This is a genomic window from Rhodanobacter sp. MP1X3, from assembly GCF_014207165.1.
In the GTDB taxonomy this organism is placed as follows: domain Bacteria; phylum Pseudomonadota; class Gammaproteobacteria; order Xanthomonadales; family Rhodanobacteraceae; genus Rhodanobacter.
This window is the reverse complement of record NZ_JACHCO010000002.1, coordinates 405894-429439: the sequence shown is the minus strand read 5'-3', so window position 1 is coordinate 429439 and position 23546 is coordinate 405894. Positions and strand designations below refer to the sequence as shown.

25 protein-coding genes and 1 tRNA gene are annotated in these 23546 nt (G+C 59.8%); 17 read left to right on the top strand and 9 right to left on the bottom strand.

The window, feature by feature from the left end:
• Positions 1-48: 48 nt before the first annotated feature.
• On the bottom strand, positions 49-273 hold the full coding sequence (locus tag HDE79_RS08460) for a hypothetical protein (protein ID WP_184601494.1): 225 nt from the start codon (positions 271-273) through the stop codon (positions 49-51).
• Positions 274-650: 377 nt separating this feature from the next.
• Positions 651-1226 (bottom strand): GspH/FimT family pseudopilin, encoded by a 576-nt coding sequence (locus HDE79_RS08455; RefSeq protein WP_255488334.1) that lies wholly within the window; start codon positions 1224-1226, stop codon positions 651-653.
• Positions 1227-1378: 152 nt separating this feature from the next.
• On the opposite strand from HDE79_RS08455, the gene uvrB reads away from it, so the two are divergent.
• The 6 genes from uvrB (at position 1379) to dapE (ending at position 6595) form a co-directional block, all read left to right on the top strand.
• On the top strand, positions 1379-3400 hold the full coding sequence (gene uvrB / locus HDE79_RS08450) for an excinuclease ABC subunit UvrB (RefSeq protein ID WP_184601493.1): 2022 nt from the start codon (positions 1379-1381) through the stop codon (positions 3398-3400).
• Positions 3401-3497: 97 nt separating this feature from the next.
• Positions 3498-3572, top strand: a tRNA-Val gene (locus HDE79_RS08445).
• Between the two features lie 296 nt (positions 3573-3868).
• Positions 3869-4696, top strand: coding sequence for a 2,3,4,5-tetrahydropyridine-2,6-dicarboxylate N-succinyltransferase (gene dapD / locus HDE79_RS08440; RefSeq protein WP_184601492.1), 828 nt, complete (start codon positions 3869-3871; stop codon positions 4694-4696).
• The gene (locus HDE79_RS08435; protein ID WP_184601491.1) at positions 4693-5043 is read left to right on the top strand and encodes a Spx/MgsR family RNA polymerase-binding regulatory protein; all 351 of its coding nucleotides are present in this window, start codon (positions 4693-4695) and stop codon (positions 5041-5043) included. Before dapD ends, HDE79_RS08435 begins: the two co-directional genes overlap by 4 nt.
• Complete coding sequence (locus HDE79_RS08430) at positions 5036-5428, top strand: ArsC/Spx/MgsR family protein (RefSeq protein ID WP_343205930.1); 393 nt, start codon at positions 5036-5038, stop codon at positions 5426-5428. Before HDE79_RS08435 ends, HDE79_RS08430 begins: the two co-directional genes overlap by 8 nt.
• 27 nt (positions 5429-5455) lie before the next feature.
• Complete coding sequence (gene dapE, locus HDE79_RS08425; RefSeq protein ID WP_184601490.1) at positions 5456-6595, top strand: succinyl-diaminopimelate desuccinylase; 1140 nt, start codon at positions 5456-5458, stop codon at positions 6593-6595.
• A 21-nt stretch (positions 6596-6616) separates the two neighbouring features.
• On the opposite strand, the gene HDE79_RS08420 is transcribed toward dapE, so the two are convergent.
• Positions 6617-7054: a hypothetical protein gene (locus tag HDE79_RS08420; RefSeq protein WP_184601489.1), complete on the bottom strand. Its 438-nt coding sequence runs from the start codon at positions 7052-7054 to the stop codon at positions 6617-6619.
• A gap of 250 nt (positions 7055-7304) precedes the next feature.
• Between HDE79_RS08420 and HDE79_RS08415 the strand changes: the two genes are divergently transcribed.
• On the top strand, positions 7305-8096 hold the full coding sequence (locus HDE79_RS08415) for a hypothetical protein (protein ID WP_184601488.1): 792 nt from the start codon (positions 7305-7307) through the stop codon (positions 8094-8096).
• Positions 8097-8113: 17 nt separating this feature from the next.
• Here the strand turns inward: HDE79_RS08415 and HDE79_RS08410 are convergent, their stop codons facing one another.
• Positions 8114-9040, bottom strand: a complete 927-nt coding sequence (locus HDE79_RS08410) for a LysR family transcriptional regulator (RefSeq protein ID WP_184601487.1) — start codon at positions 9038-9040, stop codon at positions 8114-8116.
• Positions 9041-9193: 153 nt separating this feature from the next.
• Here HDE79_RS08410 and HDE79_RS08405 point away from each other — a divergent pair, with 153 nt between their 5' ends.
• The 8 genes from HDE79_RS08405 to HDE79_RS08370 all read left to right on the top strand — a co-directional run bounded on the left by HDE79_RS08405 (position 9194) and on the right by HDE79_RS08370 (position 16345).
• On the top strand, positions 9194-10447 hold the full coding sequence (locus HDE79_RS08405) for an acyl-CoA dehydrogenase family protein (RefSeq protein ID WP_184601486.1): 1254 nt from the start codon (positions 9194-9196) through the stop codon (positions 10445-10447).
• Positions 10444-11514, top strand: a complete 1071-nt coding sequence (locus HDE79_RS08400; RefSeq protein ID WP_184601485.1) for a phosphotransferase family protein — start codon at positions 10444-10446, stop codon at positions 11512-11514. Before HDE79_RS08405 ends, HDE79_RS08400 begins: the two co-directional genes overlap by 4 nt.
• A 2-nt stretch (positions 11515-11516) precedes the next feature.
• On the top strand, positions 11517-12206 hold the full coding sequence (locus HDE79_RS08395; RefSeq protein ID WP_184601484.1) for a histidine phosphatase family protein: 690 nt from the start codon (positions 11517-11519) through the stop codon (positions 12204-12206).
• 68 nt (positions 12207-12274) lie between these two features.
• Complete coding sequence (locus HDE79_RS08390) at positions 12275-13045, top strand: SDR family oxidoreductase (RefSeq protein WP_184601483.1); 771 nt, start codon at positions 12275-12277, stop codon at positions 13043-13045.
• Entirely contained in the window at positions 13017-13880 is an 864-nt protein-coding gene (locus HDE79_RS08385; RefSeq protein ID WP_343205929.1) for an alpha/beta hydrolase, read from the top strand. Before HDE79_RS08390 ends, HDE79_RS08385 begins: the two co-directional genes overlap by 29 nt.
• Before the next feature lie 35 nt (positions 13881-13915).
• The gene (locus HDE79_RS08380) at positions 13916-14704 is read left to right on the top strand and encodes an SDR family oxidoreductase (protein WP_184601481.1); all 789 of its coding nucleotides are present in this window, start codon (positions 13916-13918) and stop codon (positions 14702-14704) included.
• A 43-nt stretch (positions 14705-14747) separates the two neighbouring features.
• Complete coding sequence (locus HDE79_RS08375; RefSeq protein ID WP_184601480.1) at positions 14748-15761, top strand: NADP-dependent oxidoreductase; 1014 nt, start codon at positions 14748-14750, stop codon at positions 15759-15761.
• Positions 15762-15898: 137 nt separating this feature from the next.
• Positions 15899-16345: a DUF1579 family protein gene (locus HDE79_RS08370; RefSeq protein ID WP_184601479.1), complete on the top strand. Its 447-nt coding sequence runs from the start codon at positions 15899-15901 to the stop codon at positions 16343-16345.
• A gap of 189 nt (positions 16346-16534) precedes the next feature.
• Here HDE79_RS08370 and HDE79_RS08365 read toward each other — a convergent pair whose 3' ends face one another.
• Positions 16535-17032: a nuclear transport factor 2 family protein gene (locus tag HDE79_RS08365; RefSeq protein WP_184601478.1), complete on the bottom strand. Its 498-nt coding sequence runs from the start codon at positions 17030-17032 to the stop codon at positions 16535-16537.
• Positions 17029-17778 (bottom strand): DUF4865 family protein, encoded by a 750-nt coding sequence (locus HDE79_RS08360; protein ID WP_184601477.1) that lies wholly within the window; start codon positions 17776-17778, stop codon positions 17029-17031. Before HDE79_RS08360 ends, HDE79_RS08365 begins: the two co-directional genes overlap by 4 nt.
• A gap of 48 nt (positions 17779-17826) precedes the next feature.
• Between HDE79_RS08360 and HDE79_RS08355 the strand changes: the two genes are divergently transcribed.
• Positions 17827-18552 (top strand): LysR substrate-binding domain-containing protein, encoded by a 726-nt coding sequence (locus tag HDE79_RS08355; RefSeq protein ID WP_255488333.1) that lies wholly within the window; start codon positions 17827-17829, stop codon positions 18550-18552.
• Between the two features lie 49 nt (positions 18553-18601).
• Here HDE79_RS08355 and HDE79_RS08350 read toward each other — a convergent pair whose 3' ends face one another.
• The gene (locus HDE79_RS08350; protein ID WP_255483544.1) at positions 18602-18970 is read right to left on the bottom strand and encodes a helix-turn-helix domain-containing protein; all 369 of its coding nucleotides are present in this window, start codon (positions 18968-18970) and stop codon (positions 18602-18604) included.
• A 55-nt stretch (positions 18971-19025) separates the two neighbouring features.
• Here HDE79_RS08350 and HDE79_RS08345 point away from each other — a divergent pair, with 55 nt between their 5' ends.
• Positions 19026-20123 (top strand): NADH:flavin oxidoreductase/NADH oxidase, encoded by a 1098-nt coding sequence (locus HDE79_RS08345; protein ID WP_184601475.1) that lies wholly within the window; start codon positions 19026-19028, stop codon positions 20121-20123.
• Between the two features lie 129 nt (positions 20124-20252).
• Here the strand turns inward: HDE79_RS08345 and HDE79_RS08340 are convergent, their stop codons facing one another.
• Together HDE79_RS08340 and HDE79_RS08335 are read right to left on the bottom strand one after the other, a co-directional pair.
• The gene (locus HDE79_RS08340) at positions 20253-22499 is read right to left on the bottom strand and encodes a glycoside hydrolase (RefSeq protein ID WP_184601474.1); all 2247 of its coding nucleotides are present in this window, start codon (positions 22497-22499) and stop codon (positions 20253-20255) included.
• 290 nt (positions 22500-22789) lie between these two features.
• Complete coding sequence (locus tag HDE79_RS08335; protein ID WP_184601473.1) at positions 22790-23497, bottom strand: CerR family C-terminal domain-containing protein; 708 nt, start codon at positions 23495-23497, stop codon at positions 22790-22792.
• Between the last annotated feature and the right edge of the window lie 49 nt (positions 23498-23546).

Sequence of the window (23546 nt, the reverse complement as noted above, 5' to 3'; positions counted from 1 at the left end):
TGAAGCGTAGGAGAAAAATGGTCGGTAGGCTCGTTGACAACATCTGCGCTAGCTGGTCGCGACCATTCCATTGACAGGCAAACCGGCAACTTTGTAGCCGTCGAACGTCACCGCCTGCTGTCCTATCCACTCGTTGAGCTGCAGGGAGCGCGTCTGCAGCGGTTGCAGTTCATTGACCGCGAACACTTGAGCTGCCGGAGTCACCGACCCGAAACCGGTCGTACCCGTCGACACCAGCCGGAGCAGTTGGAGCAACAAAGGGGTCAGAGACATCATGCATTCTGCGAATTCCTTGGGGGACGACCGTGTGGCCTGATGGTTGTTGCCCGCTGTAGCTCTGTTTCGATCGCCGACTGGAATCGAGTAGAGCTCCATGCCCGCTGCTGCTGTACGTAAGCGCGTATCTCATCGAGTCGGTCTTGCCCAATCGCATCGACAAACAGTTCGCTATACGTCGCACATCGTTGTTCAACGATCTGACCTAATGAGGGGTAGTGTTCGGATAAGAAGGAAACGGTGACGCCGAAGTATGTCGCGGACCGCAGAAAACTCTGATGCCCGAAGTGCTGCCGATACGCAGCCAGTATCGCCATATATTTTCAGAAAGCCGGCGCACAAGCCGTTTTTTTGTTGTCCAGGGACGTTGCCCGTCAATGCATCTGCGCGCAGCTGGCAGCCTGCGTCGGCGTGGCGGGAGCCCCTCGCACGCGCCCGGAGTTGGCGATCACCACGCTCAGCACGTTCTCGGTACTGGCCGGGCTGCAGAACAGCAGCGTGAGATTGCTCCCGCTGGCGCTGCCGTCCGCGTGAAAGCGCACAAAGCGTCGCCCCGTGCTACTCAGGATGGCCAGTTTGCCGGCATAGCCACGGCTGCTGTAAATCAGCGCGTCATCGGGCTGATTGTCCAGGTTGGCGTCGTGTGCGAGTAGCCAGCCGCTGTCCCATCGGATCGTGTCGCTGCAGTGCGCGCCGTCGATCGTTGGGCAGAACAGCGTTTGCTTGCCGCTGGTGACTGCTGTTTCGCGGGCGTACTGCAGCGCTGCGATGAAATCGATCTGGGCGGTCTGAAGCTGATTGCGGGTCAGCATTCTGCGCAAGGGAGGTGTGGCCATGCCGGCCAGTGACGCGATGATGACGAGCACCATGATTTGCTCGATCAACGTGGCGCCACGCTGCCCGTGGCGATTTTTTCCGTCGCGCCAACAAAAATGCCAGTGTGTAGACATGGCGTCGCTCCTGCGTTGCCCGAGTCAGCCATGCTATCGGTCAGGAAAATGGCACCAAGCAGCCAAACAATCCCGATGCTGTGGGCATCTACTGACAACATGTGTCAGCAGGGCCAATTTAAAATGTGCCCTCTGGCCCTTATGTGTAGTCCATGACTGATCGCTTCCAGCTCGTTTCTCCCTACCAGCCTGCCGGCGACCAGCCACAGGCCATCCAGCTATTGAGCGAGGGCTTCGAAGCCGGACTCGCGGCGCAGACGCTCCTGGGCGTGACCGGGTCGGGCAAGACCTACACCATTGCCAACGTGATCGAGCGGGTGCAGAAGCCGACCATCGTGATGGCGCCGAACAAGACGCTGGCGGCGCAGCTGTATGGCGAGTTCAAGGAGTTCTTCCCGAACAACGCGGTGGAATATTTCGTCAGCTATTACGACTACTACCAGCCGGAAGCTTACGTGGTGGCGTCGGATACCTTCATCGAGAAGGATGCCTCGATCAATGAGCATATCGAGCAGATGCGACTGTCGGCGACCAAGGCGCTGCTATCGCGCAAGGATTCCATCATCGTTGCCACGGTGTCGGCGATTTATGGTCTGGGTAATCCGGAAGATTATCTGTCGTTGCGGTTGATCCTGGCCAAGGGCGAGCGGATCGACCAGCGCAAGCTGATCCATCAGCTGACCGAGCTGCAATACACCCGCAACGAGATGGAGCTGCGTCGCGGCACTTATCGTGTGCGCGGCGAAATCATCGACGTGTTTCCGGCTGAATCGGAAATCGAGGCGCTGCGCATCGAGCTGTTCGATGGCGAAGTGGAAAACATGGCGCTGTTCGATCCGCTGACCGGCGAAACGATCCGTAAGGTGCAGCGTTATACGGTTTATCCACGTACACATTACGCCAGCACGCGCGAGAGCGTGCTCAATGCGATCGAGACGATCAAGCTCGAACTGAAGGATCGGCTGGAGCAGCTCTATCGGGACAACAAGTTGGTCGAGGCGCAGCGGCTCGACCAACGCACCCGCTTCGACATCGAGATGATGACCGAGGTGGGTTACTGCCAGGGCATCGAAAACTATTCGCGCCACCTCACCCGTCGCGCGCCGGGCGAGCCGCCGCCGACGCTGTTCGATTACTTGCCGGCCGATGGTCTGCTGGTGGTGGATGAGTCGCATGTCTCCGTGCCGCAGATCGGCGCGATGTTCAAAGGTGACCGTTCGCGCAAGGAGACCCTGGTCGAGTTCGGTTTCCGCATGCCGTCGGCGATGGACAATCGCCCGCTGCGCTTCGAGGAGTGGGAGCAGCGCGTGCCCCGTGCCATCTATGTGTCCGCCACGCCGCGCACCTACGAACTGGAAAAATCCGGCGATGCGGTGGTCGAGCTGCTGGTACGCCCGACCGGTCTGGTCGATCCGGAAGTGGAGGTGCGCCCGGTGCGCACGCAGGTCGATGATCTGCTGGGCGAAGTGCACAAGCGTGTGGCGCTGGGCGATCGTATCCTGGTGACCACGCTGACCAAGCGCATGGCCGAAAATCTCACCGAATACCTCAGCGAGCAGAACGTACGCGTGCGCTATCTGCATTCGGATATCGAGACGGTCGAGCGCAGCGAGATCATCCGTGATCTGCGCCTGGGCGAGTTCGACGTGCTGGTCGGCATCAACCTGTTGCGCGAAGGCCTGGATATGCCCGAGGTATCGCTGGTGGCGATTCTCGACGCGGACAAGGAAGGCTTCCTGCGTTCGACCGGTTCGCTGATCCAGACCATCGGCCGAGCAGCGCGCAACGTGCGTGGCAAGGCGATTCTCTACGGTGACACAATCACCCGCTCGATGCAGGCGGCGATCGATGAAACTGCCCGTCGCCGCGAGAAGCAGGTGGCATGGAACCTGTCACAAGGTATTACGCCGACCACGATCGTGCGGCGCATCGCGGACATCATGGAGGGTGCGCGCAGCGAGGCCGGCAATCGCCGCGGCAGCAAATCGGCTACCCGTGCACGTGCGGTGGCCGAGCCAGCGGCCGACTATGCCGCGCTGAGCGCACAGCAGGCCTCGGCCCTGCTCAAGAAGCTCGAGGCGCAGATGTACAAACATGCGCAGAATCTGGAGTTCGAGAGCGCGGCCCAGCTACGGGATCAGATCCACAAGCTGCGCGAAAAGACCCTGCGCTGAGCCGGCCGATGGCTATGGAGCGCCATCTATCAGGATGTTGTCGGGCGTCCGTCACTACCGTACAATACGCAACTCGCCCGGCCAGCCGCGGCGAAACGGGCAGTTAGCTCAGCGGTAGAGCACTTCCTTGACATGGAAGGGGTCACAAGTTCGATCCTTGTACCGCCCACCAATTCGAAAAACAGCAACGGCGCGGACTTCACAGTCCGCGCCGTTGCTGTTTGGGTGTGTGGGACTACCCTCCGAGTTGATGCGAATACCCGTGACCGCGCTAGCCAAGCCGGGTAAGCGGGGCGCTTTTGACGATGCACCGCAATATTTGGCCTGTACAGCTGAATCCCCTCGCCTTGGCTCTTGCGGAAGCCGCCGGTGGTGCGTGTACTCTTGAAAGCCTGTCGATTGGGAGTCGTTCACTGCTGAACGGTCGCCGCATCGTCACTCTATTTCGTCTGCCGGTGAATTCCGTATATGCAATCCATAGAAACGCTGATCAATGACGCCTTCGAGCGTCGCAATGAACTCGGTACAACCGAAATCGAAACCCATTTGCGCCCTGCCGTCGGTCAGGTGATCGACCTGCTCGAATCCGGCGAACGGCGTGTTGCGGAGCCGGATGGCAAGGGTGGCTGGACGGTCAATCAGTGGATCAAGAAAGCCGTGTTGTTGTACTTCCGCCTGAATGACAACGTGGTGGTCGATGGTGGTGCGGCCATGGCATTCGACAAGGTGCCGCTGCGCTTCATGCAGGGCAATGATGCTGAACTGCAGAGCCTGGGCGCGCGCGTGGTACCGGGCGCATTGGTACGCCGTGGCGCACACATCGCAAAAGATGCGGTGCTGATGCCCAGCTACGTGAATATCGGCGCCTACGTGGGTGCTGGCAGCATGATCGATACCTGGGCGACGGTGGGCTCCTGCGCACAGATCGGTGCGCACGTGCATTTGTCTGGCGGTGTTGGCATTGGCGGCGTGCTGGAACCGCTGCAGGCCAATCCCACCATTATCGAGGACAACTGCTTTGTGGGCGCGCGCTCCGAGGTGGTCGAGGGCGTGGTGGTGGAGAAGGGCAGCGTGATAGGCATGGGCGTATTCCTCGGCCAGTCCACCCGCATCTACAACCGCGCCACCGGCGAGGTGAGCTACGGCCGCGTACCGGCCGGTAGCGTCGTGGTGGCCGGCAGCCTGCCTGCGAAGGACGGTAGCCACAGCCTGTACGCGGCCATCATCGTCAAACAAGTGGACGAGAAAACCCGCAGCAAGACGGGTATCAATGAACTTCTGAGGAGTGTCGAATGAGCGTCGAACTCTATGGCCTGGAAAAGTGCAGCACCTGCGGCAAGGCCCGCGCCTGGCTTGATCAGCACAAGGTCAAATACAGTTTTACCGATTACCGCGAGCATCCCGTGGCGCCGGCTTCGCTGAAGGCCTGGGCCAAGCAGCTGGGCTGGGAGAAGCTGGTCAATCGCGCCAGTTATACCTGGCGCGATCTTACCGACACACAGAAATCGGCCAGCACCGACGCCGACTGGCTCAAGCTGATCAAGGACTACCCCGCGCTGGTCAAGCGTCCGGTGGTGGTGAAAGGCGACAGCGTCAGCGCGGGTTTCACCGAGAAAAAGTTCAAGGAGCTGTTCGGTGGCTGAAGTGATGCCCGATGCCATCGTTGTGCTCTATGGCATCGACGGCACCGACATCTGCGGCAAGGCACGGCACTGGCTCGATCGCTTCGGGCCGGATTACCGCTTCGTCGATCTTAAGCGTGAGCGTCCCGAGCCTCCTGTGCTCAAGGCATGGGCTGCGTCGCTGGGTAGCTGGGATGCGCTGGTCGATCGAGGTGGCAACGGCTGGAAAGGTTTGCTGCAGCAGCGGCGCAATCCGGGCAGTGATCCGGAGTGGACCTTGCTGATCCGCGAACACCCCGAGATCCTGCGGCAGCCGATTACGGTGGCTCCTGACGGTCGCGTGGCCGTCGGTTTCACCGGCGGTATTTACGAACGCCTGCTTGGCAAGGGCAAAGCGAAACACTGACCATTCATGATGAACGATCAAACAAACATGAGCGACGTGCTGGACCTCACCTGCGAACTCATCCGCCGCCGCTCGGTAACTCCCGACGATGCCGGTTGTCAGGCGCTGATTGCCGAGCGGCTCGCCCGCGTCGGCTTCACTATTGAAAATCTGCGTTACGGCGAAGTGGACAATCTGTGGGCCACGCATCGCGGATCGGATGCATCGGGTCCAACGCTGATGTTCCTTGGCCACACCGACGTGGTGCCCAGCGGCCCGGAGACATCCTGGCAGAGTCCGCCATTCGAGCCGACCATCGTCGATGGCCGTCTATATGGCCGTGGTGCCGCCGACATGAAAGGCTCGGTGGCAGCGATGGTGGTAGCGCTGGAGCAGTTCGTGGTGGCGCATCCCGATCACCTGGGTCGCGTTGGCCTGCTGATCACCAGCGATGAAGAGGGAGTAGCCATCGACGGCGTGCGCAAGGTGATCGAGCATTTTCGTGCCAATGACGAACGGATCGAATTCTGTGTTGTGGGCGAGCCGTCGGCGAAGGAAAAGCTGGGCGATCTGATCCGTGTGGGTCGCCGAGGCTCGCTATCGGCCACGCTGACCGTGCGCGGTATTCAGGGCCACGTCGCCTATCCGGAAAAGGCGCTTAACCCGATTCATGCCTTCGGCCCCGCGCTCGCGGAGCTGGCGGCCGAGCGTTGGGATGAAGGCAACGCCGACTTTCCGCCGACCTCGATGCAGGTGTCCAACCTCAACGCTGGCACTGGCGCCAACAACGTAATCCCCGGCACGCTTACCGCGCTATTCAACTTCCGCTACAGCACCGCCAGCCGCGCCGAAGATCTGCAGGCGCGCAGCGAGGCGATTTTGCACAGACACGGTCTGGACTTTCATATCGACTGGCAACTCTCCGGTCAGCCGTTTCTCACGCCGCCCGGCGGGAAGCTGCGCGAGACCGTCGTTGCCGTGTGTCGTGATCTCTGCCAGCTCGATCCCGACCAAAGCACTGGCGGCGGCACTTCCGATGGCCGCTTCATCGCGCTGCTCGGCACCGAAGTCGTTGAGGTCGGGCCGATCAATGCGACGATTCACAAGGTGGATGAGTGCGTGGCTGTGCAGGAGCTCGAGCAATTGCCGGCGATCTATCAGGCCGTGTGCGAACGATTGCTGGCTTGATTTTCGATCTTTCGCAGACGCTCAGTGCTGGTAAGGAGGGCACTGATCGCTTTGCGACACCCTGCCGGTTCCATGGAACAATCCGTCTCGCCCAAGTTTGACCTCGACCGTGTTTTGGCTGATAAAGCTGCCTTCGTTCAGCGCTTCATCCTGGATGCAAAGCACCTTGATGCCGCCGTTGTCCTCGACGATTCTTATCCCGAAAAGCCTCTGCTTTTCCTGATCGACGGATCTCACTCCTCCGTCAGCTTTTTCAAACTGGACGAAGCCGTAATCCTTCAGAGTGTTGGCCCCTGGGCGCCTGCGTGTATAGATCGAACTGGGAATGGACAGGACATCAAGATGCTCGGCTACAAATAAAGCGGCATTCTCAACGCGGGGTGCTGTCTGTGCGAGCGAAACGTTTGGCCAGGCGGCCCAAACGCAAGAGACAAGCATTGCCGCGACGCAGATCTTCATCACTCTATAGTCCTGGTCCAGAAGACGAGTCTGAGCAAGATTAGCGGAATAACCGTAGCAAGTTTCGATGCGATAGGTGGCCTTCAGACTGCCGTTTGATCCTGCTGTCGCTTGATGCAAGAGCTTGCGCTGCTTGTCCCACGCTGTCCCGAATCTGACCAGTCCATGGTCTGGAGCTTCAAAGCTTCATCATGCTCCTATAACGTGGGAGGCTGGTCGAAACCCAATGATAAAGAAGAGGGGAGCCGTGATGTCGCGCAGATATGGAAGTGGCAAGGCCGGAAAAATCCTGATGGCCTGGTTGAGTATTGGCGTGCTTGCCTTCGGTTTGATTGGCGCAGCTGGCGCACAGGATGCGGAAAAGCCACCGGTCACGGATGCGCAACTGGCGAGCGCGCGTTGCATCATCGGTCTGGAGAAATTTCTTCCCGCCGATTACTACTACTGCCTTGCCTCGCAGAGTTACGGCGAGCAGAACTACGGCGAAGCACAGAAGTTTTTCCAGACCGCAGCGTCCTGGGCCAGCAAGCCGGCGCAGTACGTGCTCGGCGTGATGGCATTGAATGGCGATCATCAGCCGGTGAATCGGCCGTTGGCGCTGGCCTGGATAGAGTTGTCGGCCGAGCGTCATACCGAACGCTTCAGTGAGGCTTACGCGACGCTGCGAAAGCACATGTCACCGCGGGAGATCGCCGCTTCAGAGAAGCTGCTGCAAAGTTTGCGGCCAACCTATGCCGACGCCACTGCGGCTAACCGCGCCGAAGAGCGCTATCGCGATGGCATGCGCATGCTGCGAGACAAAGGTGTCGGATCAAACTACTGCATGCAGGGCATGTTTGATGCCGCTGATCTGGCTGGTAGTTCGATAGGTCCGGATCAGGCGTCGCAATGTCCGCCGACGACCGTGGTCGCCGAGCAGGTCGATAAAAAGGCCGCCGATGTTTTCGAGGACTGGCACGGTCACGTCACGGTCGAGCCGTTGCAGCAGGTACAAACCCGAAACGGTCAGCCGCTGCCGGCGAAAGCCGGCAACGGTTCATAAGTCGCTGAGTGCATTCGTCAGCGGTCACGGAATTCCGATGAGCTGCTGATCGTTGCGATCACCAGTTCACGAAACCATTGGTGTGCCCGGTCGTCGGTTTTTGATTGATGCCAGTAAGCGAGTATCGGAATCGGTTTGAGCTTGATCGGCAGGGGATGAATCGTGATCGGTAGCAGTCGCGAGAAACTGTCGGCGTAGGAGCTCGGCATAGTCAGCAGGAGGTCGCTGGTCGAGGCGATCTGGCAGGCGGAAAAGTAGTGCTGGCACACCAGCCGTACATCACGCGACCGACCGTCCTGGGCCATCAGCACATCGAGCGGCACGGCTTCACCCAGTTGCGAGACGGAGACATGTCGCGCGCCAAGATAGTCACTCTTGCGCAGCACGCCGGTCGTTAAAGGATGGCCTTTGCGTGTCGCCACCACCATCGACTCGTCCAGCAGATGCTGGCTGCAAATACGCGAACCCGCTTGCAGGCGCCGGTCGACGACCAGGTCAATCGTGCCCGCGCTGAGTTCGCGATCGACATTCGTGGCGGGGATGCGGCGGCTGACAATCAAAACGTTGGGCGCGTGCGTGGCGATCTGCGCCAGCAGCGGCGGAAACACGATGGACTCCAGCACGTCGCGAAAGCCGACGGTGAAGGTCATGTCCAGCTCATCGGCGCGAAAGGTCGCGTGCATCTGTGTCGTGGCCTGCAATCCGCGTAGATGGAGCTGCACTTCGGCCATCACGCTGCGCGCCTTGTGCGTAGGCACTACCCGATTCCCCTGACGCACGAATAACGGATCACCGAACAGCTCACGCAGCCGGTTGAGCGAATGGGTGATCGCCGGCTGCGTGAGGTGCAACGCGCGCGCTGCCGCGCTGATGCCGCCATGGGTATGGATGGCATCCAGCACCCGAAACAAGTTCAGATCCATCCGCAGGTCGGGGCGATTCATGGGTGGCTCGCGAGATATCCAGGCATGCTGCATTGCACGAGCAAGCATATTAACTGAGCTGATGGATGGATATAAAAGATATTCATATCACTGATTGATGCCGACCGGCGTACGCTTGGCTGATAACTCACGCAGGTTGGCAGGAGAAGCTTGATGGATTTCGCACATTCCGAGCGTTCGCGCGCGCTGGCCGAGGCGCTCAATCGCTTCATGCGCGACGAGGTCGGCCCCGCCGAAAGCATCGTCGCCAATGCGTTGACCGGTAGCGGCGACTGGCGCCAGTGGCGACAGCCTGCGGTGATGGAGACGCTCAAGGCCAAGGCGAAAGAGGCTGGTCTGTGGAATCTGTTTCTCTCCGAGCCCGAGTACGGCGCCGGCCTCAGCAACGTCGACTACGCGCCGTTGGCCGAGATCATGGGCCACTCGTTTATTGCGCCGGAAATCTTCAACTGTGGTGCGCCGGACACCGGCAATATGGAGGTGCTGCTGCGCTACGGTTCGGACATGCACAAGTCGCGCTGGCTGAAACCCTTGCTCGATGGCGAGATCCGCTCGGCCTTCTGCATGACCGAGCCGGATGTGGCGTCGTCAGACGCCACCAATATGCAGGCGACGGCGACGATTGACGGCGACCATATCGTGCTCAATGGACGTAAATGGTGGTCGACCGGTATCGGTCATCCGCACTGCCGCGTAGTGATTTTCATGGGCCTCAGCCATCCCGATGCGCCGCCGCACCAGCGCCATACGATGGTGGTCTGCCCACTCGATGCGCCAGGTGTGAAAGTCGAGCGCATGTTGCCGGTATTTCACGCCTACGACGAGCCGTCCGGCCATGGCGAGGTCAGCTTCACGAATGTACGGCTGCCGTTGGATCACGTGATTCTCGGCACTGGTCGCGGCTTCGAGATCGCGCAGGGTCGCCTTGGACCGGGCCGCATCCACCACTGCATGCGTGCGATCGGTGCATCCGAGCGTGCACTTTCGCTGCTGTGCGAGCGTGCCAGTGCGCGCGTGGCGTTTGGCCAGCCGTTGATCGAGCTGGGCGGCAACAAGGAAATCGTGGCCGATCTGCGCATGGCGATCGAACAGGCACGTTTGCTGACACTGAAAGCGGCGTGGTTGATCGATACGCAAGGGGTCAAGGCGGCAATGAGCGAGATATCGCAGATCAAGGTGATCGTACCGAACCTGGCGCAAAAGGCCGCCGATGCCGCCATCCAGATCCACGGTGCAGCCGGTCTGTCGAACGATTTTCCGATCACCGCACTATTCGCCAATGCGCGAATCCTCCGTCTCGCCGATGGTCCCGATGAAGTGCACCGCGGCCTGATCGCCAAGCTGGAAATGCGTGCGCAGGGTGCAGCGATGGCCGGAAGGCATTCGTTATCGGGGAGCCGGGCATGACGGCGGCGGTCGACCAGGCACGCGGCGTGCGCGATGAAGACCAGCTGGATATCGGCAAGGTTGACGCGTTTCTCAAGCAGCACATCGACGGCTTGCACGGCGAGCCGTCGATCTCGCAGTTTTCCGGCGGCGCGTCCAACCTGACCTATCTCATCAAGTACGGCGAGCGCGAGCTGGTGCTGCGCCGCCCGCCAGCAGGAGTGAAGGCCAAATCTGCGCATGACATGTTACGCGAGGCGCGCGTCATGGCGGCGCTGAAGCCGCACTATCCGCAGGTGCCGACCATCCTGGCGATCAGTGATGATCCGGCAACGCTGGGCTACGATTTCTACGTGATGGAACGCCTGCGCGGCATCATCCTGCGCCGCGACCTGCCGGCCGAATTCGGGCTGGATGCCGATGGTGTACGCCAGCTATGCAAGGGCTTTATCGATCGGCTGGTGGAACTGCATCAGGTCGATGCATCGCAGCCCGAGCTGGCCAGCCTGGGCAAGGGCGAAGGCTATATCGCCCGGCAGATCAGCGGCTGGAGCGATCGCTGGCGCAAGGCCCTGAACGACGACACCGACTCCTGTGAAGACGTGCTCGCCTGGCTCGCCGAAAAGCAGCCAGCACGCGAAACCGCCATCTGCGTCATCCACAACGATTACCGTTTCGACAACGTCGTACTCGATCCCGAACACCCGCTGGATATCGTCGGCGTGCTGGACTGGGAGCTGAGCACGTTGGGCGACCCGCTAATGGATCTGGGCTGCTCACTGGGCTACTGGATAGAGGCCGATGACGACCCGGTATTTCAGTCGTTCCGGCGCCAGCCCACCAACGCGCCGGGCATGCTCACACGGCGCGAACTGGTGGCGTATTACGGCGAGCGCACCGGCTGGAACGTGGACAACTTCGAGTACTACGAAGTGTTCGGTCTGTTCCGCGTCACGGTAATCATCCAGCAGATCTATCGCCGCTTCGTGCTCGGCCAGACCACCAATCCGCAGTTCGCCGGCTTCGGCCAGGCCGTCGCCTATATGAGCCAGCGCTGTCGCAAGCTCATCGCCGCATCGAGTCTCTGAGTATGGCGAATGTGCTGCTTATTCGTCACGGCCAGGCCAGCTTTGGCACCGCTGATTACGATCGGCTGTCGACGCTGGGCGAAGAGCAGTCGCGCCGGCTGGGCCGCTGGTTGAAGCAAGCCGGCAAGGTGCCTGATCTCGTTGTCGTAGGGCCGCTGCGTCGGCACGCGCATACGGCCGATCTTTGCGTCGAGGCCGCCGGTGTTACGGCACCGCGTATCACGATCACCGGGCTCGACGAGTTCGATCATGAAGAGATGCTGGCGCGCCATCGTCCGGATCTCGCTTCGCACGACGCACTGCTGGCCGAGCTGGCGCGATTTGAAAACCCTCATCGCGCGTTTCAGCACATGTTTGCCGAGGCCGCCGCGCGCTGGACGAGTGGCGAATTTGATCACGAGTACGTACGCAGCTGGACCGTGTTTCGCGGCGCAGTGTTGGAAGGCCTGCAAGCACTGGCCGCACAGGAGGCACGCACGATTTGGGCATTTACTTCAGGCGGTCCGATTGCCGTCATCATCAATGCGCTGGTCGGCGCGCCCGTAGCGGATACTTTTGCGCTGAGCTGGCCGCTGGCCAACACGTCGACCAGTCGCATTTCCATCGGAGCGCAACGTCATAGTTTGATCAGCTATAACGGTTGGCCGCATCTCGAAGGTGCCGATTCCAGGGATCTGGTCACGTATCGATAGTCGCATCAGATATTCAGATAGACGTCCAGACAACAAACAATGTATTTCAACCGCAAGGACACCTGCTCATGAGCGCCACCGAACTGTTCGACCTCTCCGGCAAGATTGCCCTTGTTACCGGTGCCAGCCGCGGTATCGGCGAGGAAATCGTCAAGCTGCTGGCCGCACAGGGTGCGCATGCCATCGTCTCCAGCCGACGCCAGGCAGACTGCCAGACAGTGGTCGATCAGATCGTGGCCGCCGGTGGTTCGGCCGAGGCGATGGCCTGCCATATCGGCGAGATGGATCAGATCACGGCGCTGTTCGCCGCGATTGAAGAAAAGCACGGGCGTCTCGATGTACTGGTCAACAACGCGGCGACGAATCCGTACTTTGGCAGCATTCTGGATACCGAGCCGTCGATTTTCCAGAAGACCGTCGACGTGAACATTCGCGGCTATTTCTACATGTGCACGCACGGCGCCAGGCTGATGATGAAGAACGGCGGTGGCTCCATCGTCAACGTCGCCTCGATCAACGGCGTGGTGCCTGGCCACCTGCAGGGCATCTATTCGATCACCAAGGCCGCGGTGATCTCGATGACCAAGGCGTTCGCGGTGGAATGTGCCGAGGGCAGCGTGCGCTGCAACGCGCTGTTGCCAGGCCTGACCGATACCAAGTTTGCCTCGGTGTTGGTCAATACGCCGGCGATCCTCAAGCAGGCGATGGCGCACGTGCCGATGCGCCGCGTGGCACAGCCATCCGAAATGGCTGGTGCGGTGCTGTATCTCGCCTCAGCGGCGGCGTCCTACACCACCGGTGCCATCCTGAATGTGGATGGCGGTTACCTGTCGGTCTGATCCGATGGCCTCCTTTCAGAGTAGGGATGTCTCCACTTGTCTCGGACGGTTGCGGGTGACCGTGGGCGGTGTCGGGCCGGCGATTCTATTCTGGCCGAGTCTGTTGATGAGTGCGCCGATGTGGGCCGCACAGGCCGAGCATTTCAAGGACCGCTTCCAGGTGGTTTTGATCGATCCGCCAGGACATGGGGATAGCGAAGCCCTGCAGCGAACCTTCACTTTCGAAGAATGTGCCCGGTGCATTGAGCAGATACTGGACACGTTGAACATCACACGTGCCCACTTCGTCGGTAACTCATGGGGCGGCATGATTGGCGGCACATTTGCGGCGCTTTACCCGGATCGTGTGGGTGCAGCAGTGCTGATGAATTGCACGGGCTCAGCGGCAGGCTTTCGCCAGAAGATCGAGTACGCGGTGCTCGTGCGGCTTGTTCGTACACTGGGCGGCATACCGTCCTGGCTATCTTTTGTGCCGCTGCGTGCTTTTGCGGGCCCGACGACGGAGCGTGAACGTCCGGAAGTCATTCTTGCCATCCGCGAGGCGGTTGCGCGTGTCAATGGACGTTCGGTGCACTGGGCTATTCGCAGCGTTGTACCTGAGCGTCCCAGTCAGATCGATTTGTTCGGAACGATCCGCACGCCGGTGCTGGTGCTTGCAGGTGTTGAAGATCGCACCTTCCCGGTGGAAGAAACCCGCGCCATGGCGGCTGCGATACCCGGTGCGGAGTTTCGTGTGGTTACCGGCGTGGCCCATCTGGCTGGGCTGGAATGTCCCCGAATCGTCGATGAAATCATCGATGACTTTTTGAGCCGCGCGCAACTGCCGGCTGGTTGATCGAATTCTGATGCGCATCCAGATCAAGGAACCTAATGACATCTTTTATTGAACAACGCGTTGCCGGGAAAAAGGCTTTTATCACCGGTGCAGCCGGTGGTCTTGGTGCGGCGATGGCGCACCTGTTGGCACGACACGGCGCCAAGGTCTTTCTCACCGATATCAACGAGGAAGCGGTGTACGCCGTCGCGACTGCCATCAATGCCGAGCACGGCAAGACCGTGGCATGGTCCGCTGCGCAGAACGTACGCGACGAAGAGCGCTGGCAAAGCGCACTGGCGGAGGCTGACTCAGCGATGGACGGTATCTCGGTGCTCGTCAATAACGCCGGTATCGGCGCGATCGGCGGTGTGGAAGCGCTGCAGCCGAAAGAGTGGCATCGGGTGATGGGCGTCAATGTCGATGCCGTCTACCTCGGCTGCAAGTACGCGCTGCCGCTGCTACGCCAGCATCAGCCCGGCTCGATCATCAATATCTCATCGATGGCGGCGTACAAGATCGATCCCGACTACACCGTCTACAACGCATCCAAGGCGGCGGTGGCATCGCTGAGCAAGTCGGTGGCGCTCGACTGTGCGCGCCAGAAGATGGACGTGCGCTGCAACTCGATCCATCCATCGTTTATCCGTACCGGCATCGTCGAGCCGTTCTTCGAGCAGCTTGGCGAGGAAGAGGCGATCAAGAAACTCACCCGTGGCGTGCCTTTGCGCCGGCTCGGCGAAGTCGATGATGTTGCCTATGCCGTGCTGTATCTCGCCTCCAACGAAAGCCGCTATATCACTGCCGCCGAGTTCCGCATCGACGGTGGTGCCTCAGCGGTTTGAATAGCGCACCGCGTTTACTCCATTCACCACACAGGTAATCCCCATGTCCACGATCAACCGCCAGCTCCGCCTGAAAACCCGCCCCGAGGGACTCGTGCAGCGCGAAAATTTCGACCTGGTCGAGCAGTCGCTCGACGAGCTGAAAGACGGCGAGGTACAGGTCCGTGTGCTGTACATCTCGATGGACCCGACCAACCGCGTGTGGATGCGTGATATCCCGCAGTACATGCCGCCGGTGGCTATTGGCGAAGTAATGCGCGGGCTTGGCATCGGCCGCGTGGTGAAGTCGCGCTCCTCACGCTACAGCGAGGGCGATCTGGTGCAAGGCATCACCGGCTGGCAGGATTTTCTGGTCTTCCATGACAGCGCCAAGGGCTATGTGCGCCTGCCTGCCGACCCGGGTATTCCGCTGCCGACCTTGCTTGGTGCCTGCGGTATGAGCGGCGTGACCGCGTATTACGGCATGACCGATATCGCGCCGGTGCAGGCCGGCGAAACGATGGTCGTGTCGGCAGCGGCGGGTTCCGTCGGTTCCATCGCCGGGCAGATCGGCAAGATCATGGGCGCACGTGTGGTCGGCATCGCCGGTGGCGCGGACAAATGCCGTTATCTGGTCGATGAGCTTGGCTTCGATGCCGCCGTCGACTACAAGGCCGAGGGCTGGAAGCAGGTGCTGAAAGAAGCCACGCCTGACGGTATCCACGTCAACTTCGAAAACGTGGGTGGCGAGATCATGGCCAGCGTGTTGTCACGCATGGTTATCGGTGGTCGCGTGGCCCTGTGCGGCCTGATCTCCGGCTATAACAGTGACGGTCGCCCCGGCGACAATTTCGGCGTGATCGTGATGAAGCGCTTGATCGTCCGAGGTTTCCTGATTCTCGATTACACGAAAACCAAGGAAGCCGTCCATGCGCTTGCTGGCTGGATTCGCGAAGGCAAACTCAAAGCTGAGGAAACCGTTGCCGATGGTCTGGAGAACGCGCCGGTCGTACTCAACCGACTGTTTGACGGCAGCCACAAGGGCAAGCTGTTGTTGAAGGTGGCTTCGGACGTTTGATTACTCGCGGTTTAATGGCTTACTTGATTTGTCCCGCGATCGCTGCCTGATCGAATAGAGGCGTGGTTTTGACCGCAATGGTGTAAGCCTGTCGCTTCGGCACATGTGATGTCCGAAGCATCGCTGAAGGAGGAAGAATGGTGTCAGAGGTCTTGCAGGCACTCGCCGGCGAATGGACGGGCGAGGAACAGATTGCGCAGACGCGCTGGGGTCCAGGTGGGGTGGCGGCCAGCGCGGTGGAATCCCGCTTGGTGCTGGGTGGCAACGTGTTGATACAAGATTATCGCGAGGAACGCGAAGGGAAACCGTCGCTGGCAGCGCACGCGGTTTTCGTGGCGGGCCAGGCGCACGATCAATACAGTTTGTATTGGTTCGACAGTTATGGCTTCGTTCCGACCGAGCCGGCGCCTGGGCAATGGGATGGCCACCGGTTGTCCTTTCTGCGCAGTTCGCTGCGCGGGCAGACACGGCACATTTATGCGCTGCATGAAGATGGCAGCTATGAGCTGACACTGGAAAGCTCATTCGATGGTGGCGTCAACTGGGAGCCGGTGCTGACGGGGACGTATCGGCGGAAGTCATAGTGGCTGCTTCTCGATAGCTGCTCGTCGAACGCGGACTGGGCTACGCAGGACAACTGAGATGTCCAGGTTCGCGTTCGTGCATCCCAACTTGCCAATGCAAGATTCAGCAGTCAAGCACAGCTTGGTCCTGGCAATACGGTGTTGCCCAGTCGAGGTGACTGACTGGCGCCGTTGTAGGGCATTTGCCGGCTAACCCTCGAACGTGTAGAGCTCGCTGGCGATTTTCCAGCGATCGCCAATCTTCAGGAGTTGCAGCACTTTCCATCCAGGCAAAGACTTCGACGACTTGCCATCACGGGTAACCGGCTCAGTCAGGAAGTTGAGCGAGACCTGGGCCAGCGGGCCATGCTGGTCGATGCGGACGTTATAGAACGTTTGCCGATACCGCTGACTACCGCCAAAGACGGCCTGGCGAAAGTTTTCGTAATGACGAAGGTCTGCTGATTTCTCTGGAGCTGTCGACTCTTGCACTGAGGTAAATGGAATCTCCTCGTCGAGAAGTAGGGCCCGGAAACCGGCCTCGTCGCGCTCCGTCAAACAGCGGGTGTAGTTTCCCAGCAATGCCTCGATCGCCTGCCGGTCGGCATTGTCGCTTGAACTGACGGGCAGGGGAGAAGACGCCACGGTCAGGTTCGCCCCGATCAGACTGATTGCCAGCATGCTGAGATAGACACGGATTGGTTTCATGGGTTGCGGCACTCGTTGCGGGGGAAGGCGAGGTATTCCACGTCGTAGGTGTCCACGTCCGGTTTGGTGTCGGGAGATTGATGCCAAAAGCAGGTGCGGATCAGTTGCCATGTCGTCGTATCGAGTCCGATATGGATCGAGTGCAAAGCCGCCTCATGTCCTGCGGCATCTGCCCTGACACGCTCATCCAAAATGAGCGTCATGAGATCGGTGGACGGATCTACCGATATGAACTCCTGGGTGGCGTGTTGCGGTAGCTTGGATGGGTCGCCCATTTTGGAATGGATGGCGATCCATGTGGGTACCTCAGGGCGACCATACTTGGCACAGACGCGGGCGAATGCATCCGAGAGCAGGAAGGCACGCATGGCTTCGGCGTTCTGCCAGACATAGAACGGCGAGTATCGATTGGGGCGTCCTTGCGTGACACTTGATACGAGGAAAGCCTTTTGCACTAGGCCGTCGAGCGAATTGAAGCCGGAGCCGATCACCGCAATTCGCTCACGTAGAGCGGCCATATCGTGATCATTGTCCAAATCGAATCGGTACTGCATTAGCAACATAATGGCTTCCGTGACCGCTGAACTAGGGTCTAGTCTGTGCAGTTCCGCTGCGCCATAAAAGTGAGCGGTTTTAAAGTCATTGATGAGGTTTGCTAAACGATGATTCTTGATCTGGCCGCCCTGCGCACGCTCGTTGCAGCGGTTGACCTTGACGGTTTCGGCCGCGCCGCAGAGCTTCTCCATCGATCGCCATCCGCCGTCAGTATTCAGATGCGTGCGCTGGAGGAACGATTGGGGAAGCCGCTGTTTCGAAAAAACGGCCGACGCCAGGAGCTAACGGAGTCGGGCGAACAGCTGCTTGGCTTTGCGCGACGGATGCTGGAACTCAATGACGAGGCCGTTTTGACAGTCCGTGGTACCGGGCTGCACGGGAAAGTTCGCCTTGGCGTTCCGCAGGACTTTGCCGACAGCTGGCTGCCGCAAACGCTCGCGCTGTTCACGTCGGCACATCCCAAGGTGCAGCTCGATATTCTTGTCGGGCAGAGCGACCGCCTCCTGCAACTTCTGCGAAACGGCGCGTTGGACCTCGCTCTGACCTTCGGCGATGACGGCGGACTGAGTAGTCAATTGATCGCCACGCTTCCTGTGTACTGGTACGCGAACGCGACATGGGAGTTTCCCGAGCGCGAACCGCTTCCGCTACTCGTGCTTGAGCAGCCTTGTATGTTTCGCCAGAGCGCCATTGATGCGCTTGACCGTGCCGGATGTAGCTGGCGGATCGTTTTGTCCGGTACCAGTGTCTCTGCTCTCTGGGCCGCGGCGAAAGCGGGACTCGGCTTGGTGGCTCGCACGGCGATCCATATCCCTGACGGCGTTGCTTGTCTCGACGGCCGGTTTGGCCTTCCAAAACTAAATGCAGCGCCGCTGCATCTCGTTCGTTCGTCAACTCGCGGCGACATGGCCATCGAAGACCTGGCTGGCCTGATGGTCAACGCCGTCGACAGCCATGTTCTCTGAGGCTCGCACAACAGCGTGCGCTTAAACACACTTCCGTCGGCCATCTGAATCAGAGACTGTGTTTTCGCTCAGCGGTAACCATTCCGCTTTCGGGGGCCTGCGCGAGGATCGCTTTCAACAATCCTGGAAAACGGGTATTCAGGTCCGCAAGACGTAGTGTGTTCTGGTGGATAGCGCCGGCCGCGCGCGTGTGCACCAGCCCTGCGTCGCGCAGGATACGGAAGTGGTGAGACATGCTCGACTTGGGGCGGCCCCCGTCCAATTCCCCACAGGTGGCTGCTTCCACGCGCGCCAGATGCCGAACGATCTCCAGTCGGGCGGGATCGCTGAGCGCGTGAAAAATCCGCTCAAGCGTGAACTGGTCAGCAGTAGGGTGTTTGTACGGACGCATAAGGTAAATGGTACGGCTTTTGACCATTACTCGATAGTTCGACTATTATCGAACATTCGTAGATTACTTTCGGAGCCTCCAGATGCCTTCATTGTTCGAACCGTTCAAGCTCAAGGACGTCACCTTGCGCAATCGCATTGCCGTGCCGCCCATGTGCCAATACTCGGCCGAAGACGGGTTGATCAACGACTGGCATCGCGCGCACCTGACGGGGCTGGCGCGCGGCGGCGCCGGTCTGGTGATCGTGGAAGCAACAGCAGTTTCACCGGAGGGGCGTATTACCCCTGGATGCACAGGCATCTGGACCGACGAGCAGGCGCGAGCGTTTGTACCGGTCGTCGAGGCGATCAAGGCTGCCGGTGCCGTGCCTGGCATCCAGATCGCTCACGCCGGCCGCAAAGCCAGCGCGAATCGGCCTTGGGAGGGCGACGATCATATCGTTGCTGACGATCCGCGCGGCTGGGAGACTATCGCGCCTTCGGCGATTGCCTTCGGTGGCAATTTGCCGAAGGTTCCAAAGGCCATGACGCTGCAAGACATTGCACGCGTACGTGCAGATTTCGTCGCGGCAGCCAAGCGTGCCCGCGATGCCGGCTTCGAATGGCTGGAGCTGCATTTCGCGCATGGCTACCTGGGCCAAAGCTTCTTCTCCGTGCACTCCAACCAGCGCGATGACATTTATGGTGGCAGCCTGGAAAATCGCAGCCGCTTTCTGCTTGAAACGCTGGCTGCGGTGAGGGAAGTATGGCCTGGACATCTGCCGCTCACGGCCCGCTTTGGCGTGATCGAGTACGACGGACGGGACGACGAGACGCTGGCTGAATCCATCGAGCTGGCGAAAGGCTTCAAGCAGGGTGGGCTGGACATGCTCAGTGTCAGTGTCGGCTTCTCCACACCCTCGGCCAATATTCCCTGGGCACCTGCGTTCCTTGCGCCGATCGCAGAGCGGATTCGTCGTGAAGCGAATCTTCCTGTTTCTTCGGCATGGGGCATCGGCACACCCGAACTTGCCGAGCGTGTCCTTCAGGACGGTCAGCTCGATCTCGTCATGGTTGGCCGCGCGCATCTGGCCGATCCTCACTGGCCGTACCAGGCCGCGCGCGCATTGGGTATCGAACGTCCGTCATGGACGCTGCCGGCGCCTTACGCGCATTGGCTGGAACGCTACGCGGCAGCTTAAGCCTACGTCTTGCATCACTCCATGCAGGATGCGGCTGGCGGGTGTTTTTCCGGAACAAGCGTTTCCGCCCTCTGGGCCGCGGCCTTGGACCGGCGCAAAACATTCACGACACTTGCGTTGAGTCTCACCTCATTGATCGGATGAGCCGTCGTACCCCGCGGGCGGTGCGCAACAGGGTGGACCCAGGCCGATGCTTGCCCGACCGAGTATTTTGACAGTGGCAGACAGTTCGCCATGGAAGGCGGGTTTTACATGGCTTCCGACGAGCTCAAAACGATAGTCGTGCCCGGCGGCAGCAGCGAGAGTGAATCGGCCACCATCGATGATCTTGTCCGGTTTGCCGTTATCAAATATCTGCAGCTTACGTCCCTCCCACGGCGTCAGGAAATGCAGCGTTGAGTCCTCTCCGGCACGCAGGCTGAAAGCTGTTACCTGGCCATCAATTGCCTGCACATCAACGATGGCACCGCCTTGCAATGCCGTCGATCCGGCGATCGTCCACCCAGGCGGTATCGCCGGTCCCACGCGTATCAGTCCGTCGCTGTCCTGTATGGCCAGCACTTCTGACAGGGTGAGTGCGACCACCCCGGACTGCTCGATATAGAACTCGTCGGGCGCACCGGGTACCAGGGCCGACATGCCGTTCGGAAAAACCTGATATAGCTGCACCAATTGGAAAATCGCGTCGGCTACTTCGGTCCCCAGCCCAAGGCGCGCGGCTTGAATGGGATCCAGACTCCAGTCCGCGGCGTGGACAAACGGGCGTAGCGCATAAGTACGTTGTGCGAGCTTGAACAGCGGGCTGTCGATGCCGATCAGGTCGTACGGCCATACCGGTTCCAGACCGATATTTTCGCCATTGCTGTACGGCACAGTCGGTTCATAACTGGCGGCGATCACCTTGTCTGCGGGCAACGCGTCGGCGGAAGGTGAGGCGACGATAGATGCACCTACCAGAGGTAGCGGAGGTGTTTTCTGCAACGCAGTCTTCAGTTGCGCCGAGAGATCAGCATCTCGTTGTAGCAGCTGCGCTGCGGCAATCGTAGCCGGGTAAAGCGCATGGATGGCTGCCAGATCGGTGGTTGGATCGGTGACGTCCATCTGCGTTTCATGGGCGTTCGATGGTGAGGTGTGCAGTTGCCCGTCTTTACCGTCTTTCTGATAGCTGAGCAGAAACCGCGCAGACTCTGCCATCAGCGGATAGTTTGCATGCAGAAACGCCAGGTCACGTGTCTGCAAATAGGTTCGCCATACCCAAAGGCCGATCTCCGCACCACTCGATAGCGTGCGCGCATTCGAACTGGCGGACCAACTGAGATCGCAGCTATGTGTGGTGATGGGGAATGGCCGCAAGCCATCGCTCTCGTATTCCACGCCCTTTCCATTGAATCGCATCGTTTCCGGAACACATATGCCGGGACGGCCGCCCATGTGTTCCAGTGTCCAGCGATGGATAGCATCCAGGTTGTTGCGATACAACGCGAATACCGGTGCATTGAGTTGCGGGACGCCCGATGCCAGGTTGGCGCCGACTTGCATGCGCAGATTCCAGAACCAGAACGCAGCAGGGTCCCAAAAATGATCGTCTTTGGCAGAAGAAAACAGATCAGCTATACCTGCCTGTGATCCGGGAATGCTGTCGCCGTTATGTGCGGCTGATGCAAACAAATAAAGCATGCGCATGGTTTCTGCATAGCGCGCCGTGCCGTCTCTGGATTCGGCCCGGATCAGCAGCGCATGTGACCAGAAAGTGTGCCACCAAACGGTTGTACTGCTTGCATCAATGGGTACTCCGAGTGCGTCGTGCACGACATCGGCGGACGCTCGATGCTCATCAAAGGCGGGTGCGGCAATGATGACTCGCAAAGCGCCGTCTATCGTTGGGCGAGCTGTGACTTCAACCGTGCGTGAGTCGATGACGTTCGCCGTTGAATCGCGCCCGTTAGCGACCTCAATGGCAGCGACCGAACCAAAACGCCGATTCGAGGCGCCCGGTAGCTTGTCATCGAGCCATGTCTCTGCCAGCACAGCCATGTCGCCCTGCGTCGAAGCGATCGGATTTCTTGGCTCCCACAGATGCAGGCGGATGTGTTGCAAAGACGAGGGAGGCAGCCCGCGCACGTCGACGATGACCCGATCCGCCGAATGATCGACCCATGTGCGTAGCGATACGCCGCCACCATTTTCTTCCAACGCACCGTCGTATAGATTCACCCGGCCGCGAAAGCTTCTGTCGCTGGTGAGTCGTTGCAGATCGGGAAAGCTCACCTGACCAGATGATCGCCGGTACGGCAGTGTGTCCGCCCGATTGAGCTGTACGGTCAAGCCATCCTTCGCCCAGAACGCTGCGCCCAGCTTCCCGTTGCCGAGACCCATGGCCTGAGAGGGAAGAATATTTGGCTGATAAATGGCTATGTCTGATCGCGCAACGATGGCTTCAGTCGGAGAGTCGGCAGCCAGTGTGCTGAGTGGAACTATTGAACAAAGAAGCACCAGGCACGTCAGCCAAGCCCTGATCATCATTAGCCCCATAGGAAGAGAGTTCCGCCATAAAAGCTGATTCTGCGCTAAAGGATTGGTGCTGTGCTTCTGTCCGCGATTCTTTTACAAATTGCACTGTCTCGATACTTAGAAGAACGTGGATTAGAGTCCGCTTTTCTGCGGATTCAATCGCTCGATACAACACGCCAGCTATTGAGCAAGGTGCGTGTCTGTTCCAGTACGGTCGCTTTCAGCAATGCGCCCTTGGCCGTGTCGATCTCCTTCCATCCGAGCAGATCGAGGCAAGCCCCTGGAGGATGGTAGAACGGCATGATCTGGCCTTTGAGCGTGAGCATCCGGATGCGTGTGACGGAGTCGTTGACGCTGGCGCCCGTAATGCGCGAAAGCAAGGCCAGGGTCACCTTGTTCAGTGGCTGCTTCAATCGTCGATGGAGCAGTTTGGAAGCGACATTGGCTTCTTCGTCGGCGAGCTCTCGAGCAACGAAGAGTCGTCTTTTCGACACATGCGGTTGCAAAAGCACGCTGTCCAGGGTCACTGCCTGGATACCGATGAACGCATCGATCAGGGCATCCATGTTGCCATTACCCTTCAATATGTCATTGGCTTGCCGCATGGCTGGCGCGAAGCGGTCCCTGAGATCGTTCGTGATGTATTCGGCGCACGCCTGATACACGCCTTCCTTGTTTTCGAAGTAGTACTGCAGTGCCGGCGCGTTGACCCCGGCGGCGGCGGCGATGTCGCGTGTCGAAGCACCGGCGAAACCATGCTCGCCGAACAGCTTGATAGCCGCGGCGATGATTCGCTGGCGCGTTTCGTCGCCACGTGCGTAACCGCCCGCCGTGGGGCGACGGGGACGCTTGGTTGGACTCATGCGCTGGCTCTCATGCGAGTTTTCTCCTGCTGGCGCTCCAACAATAACA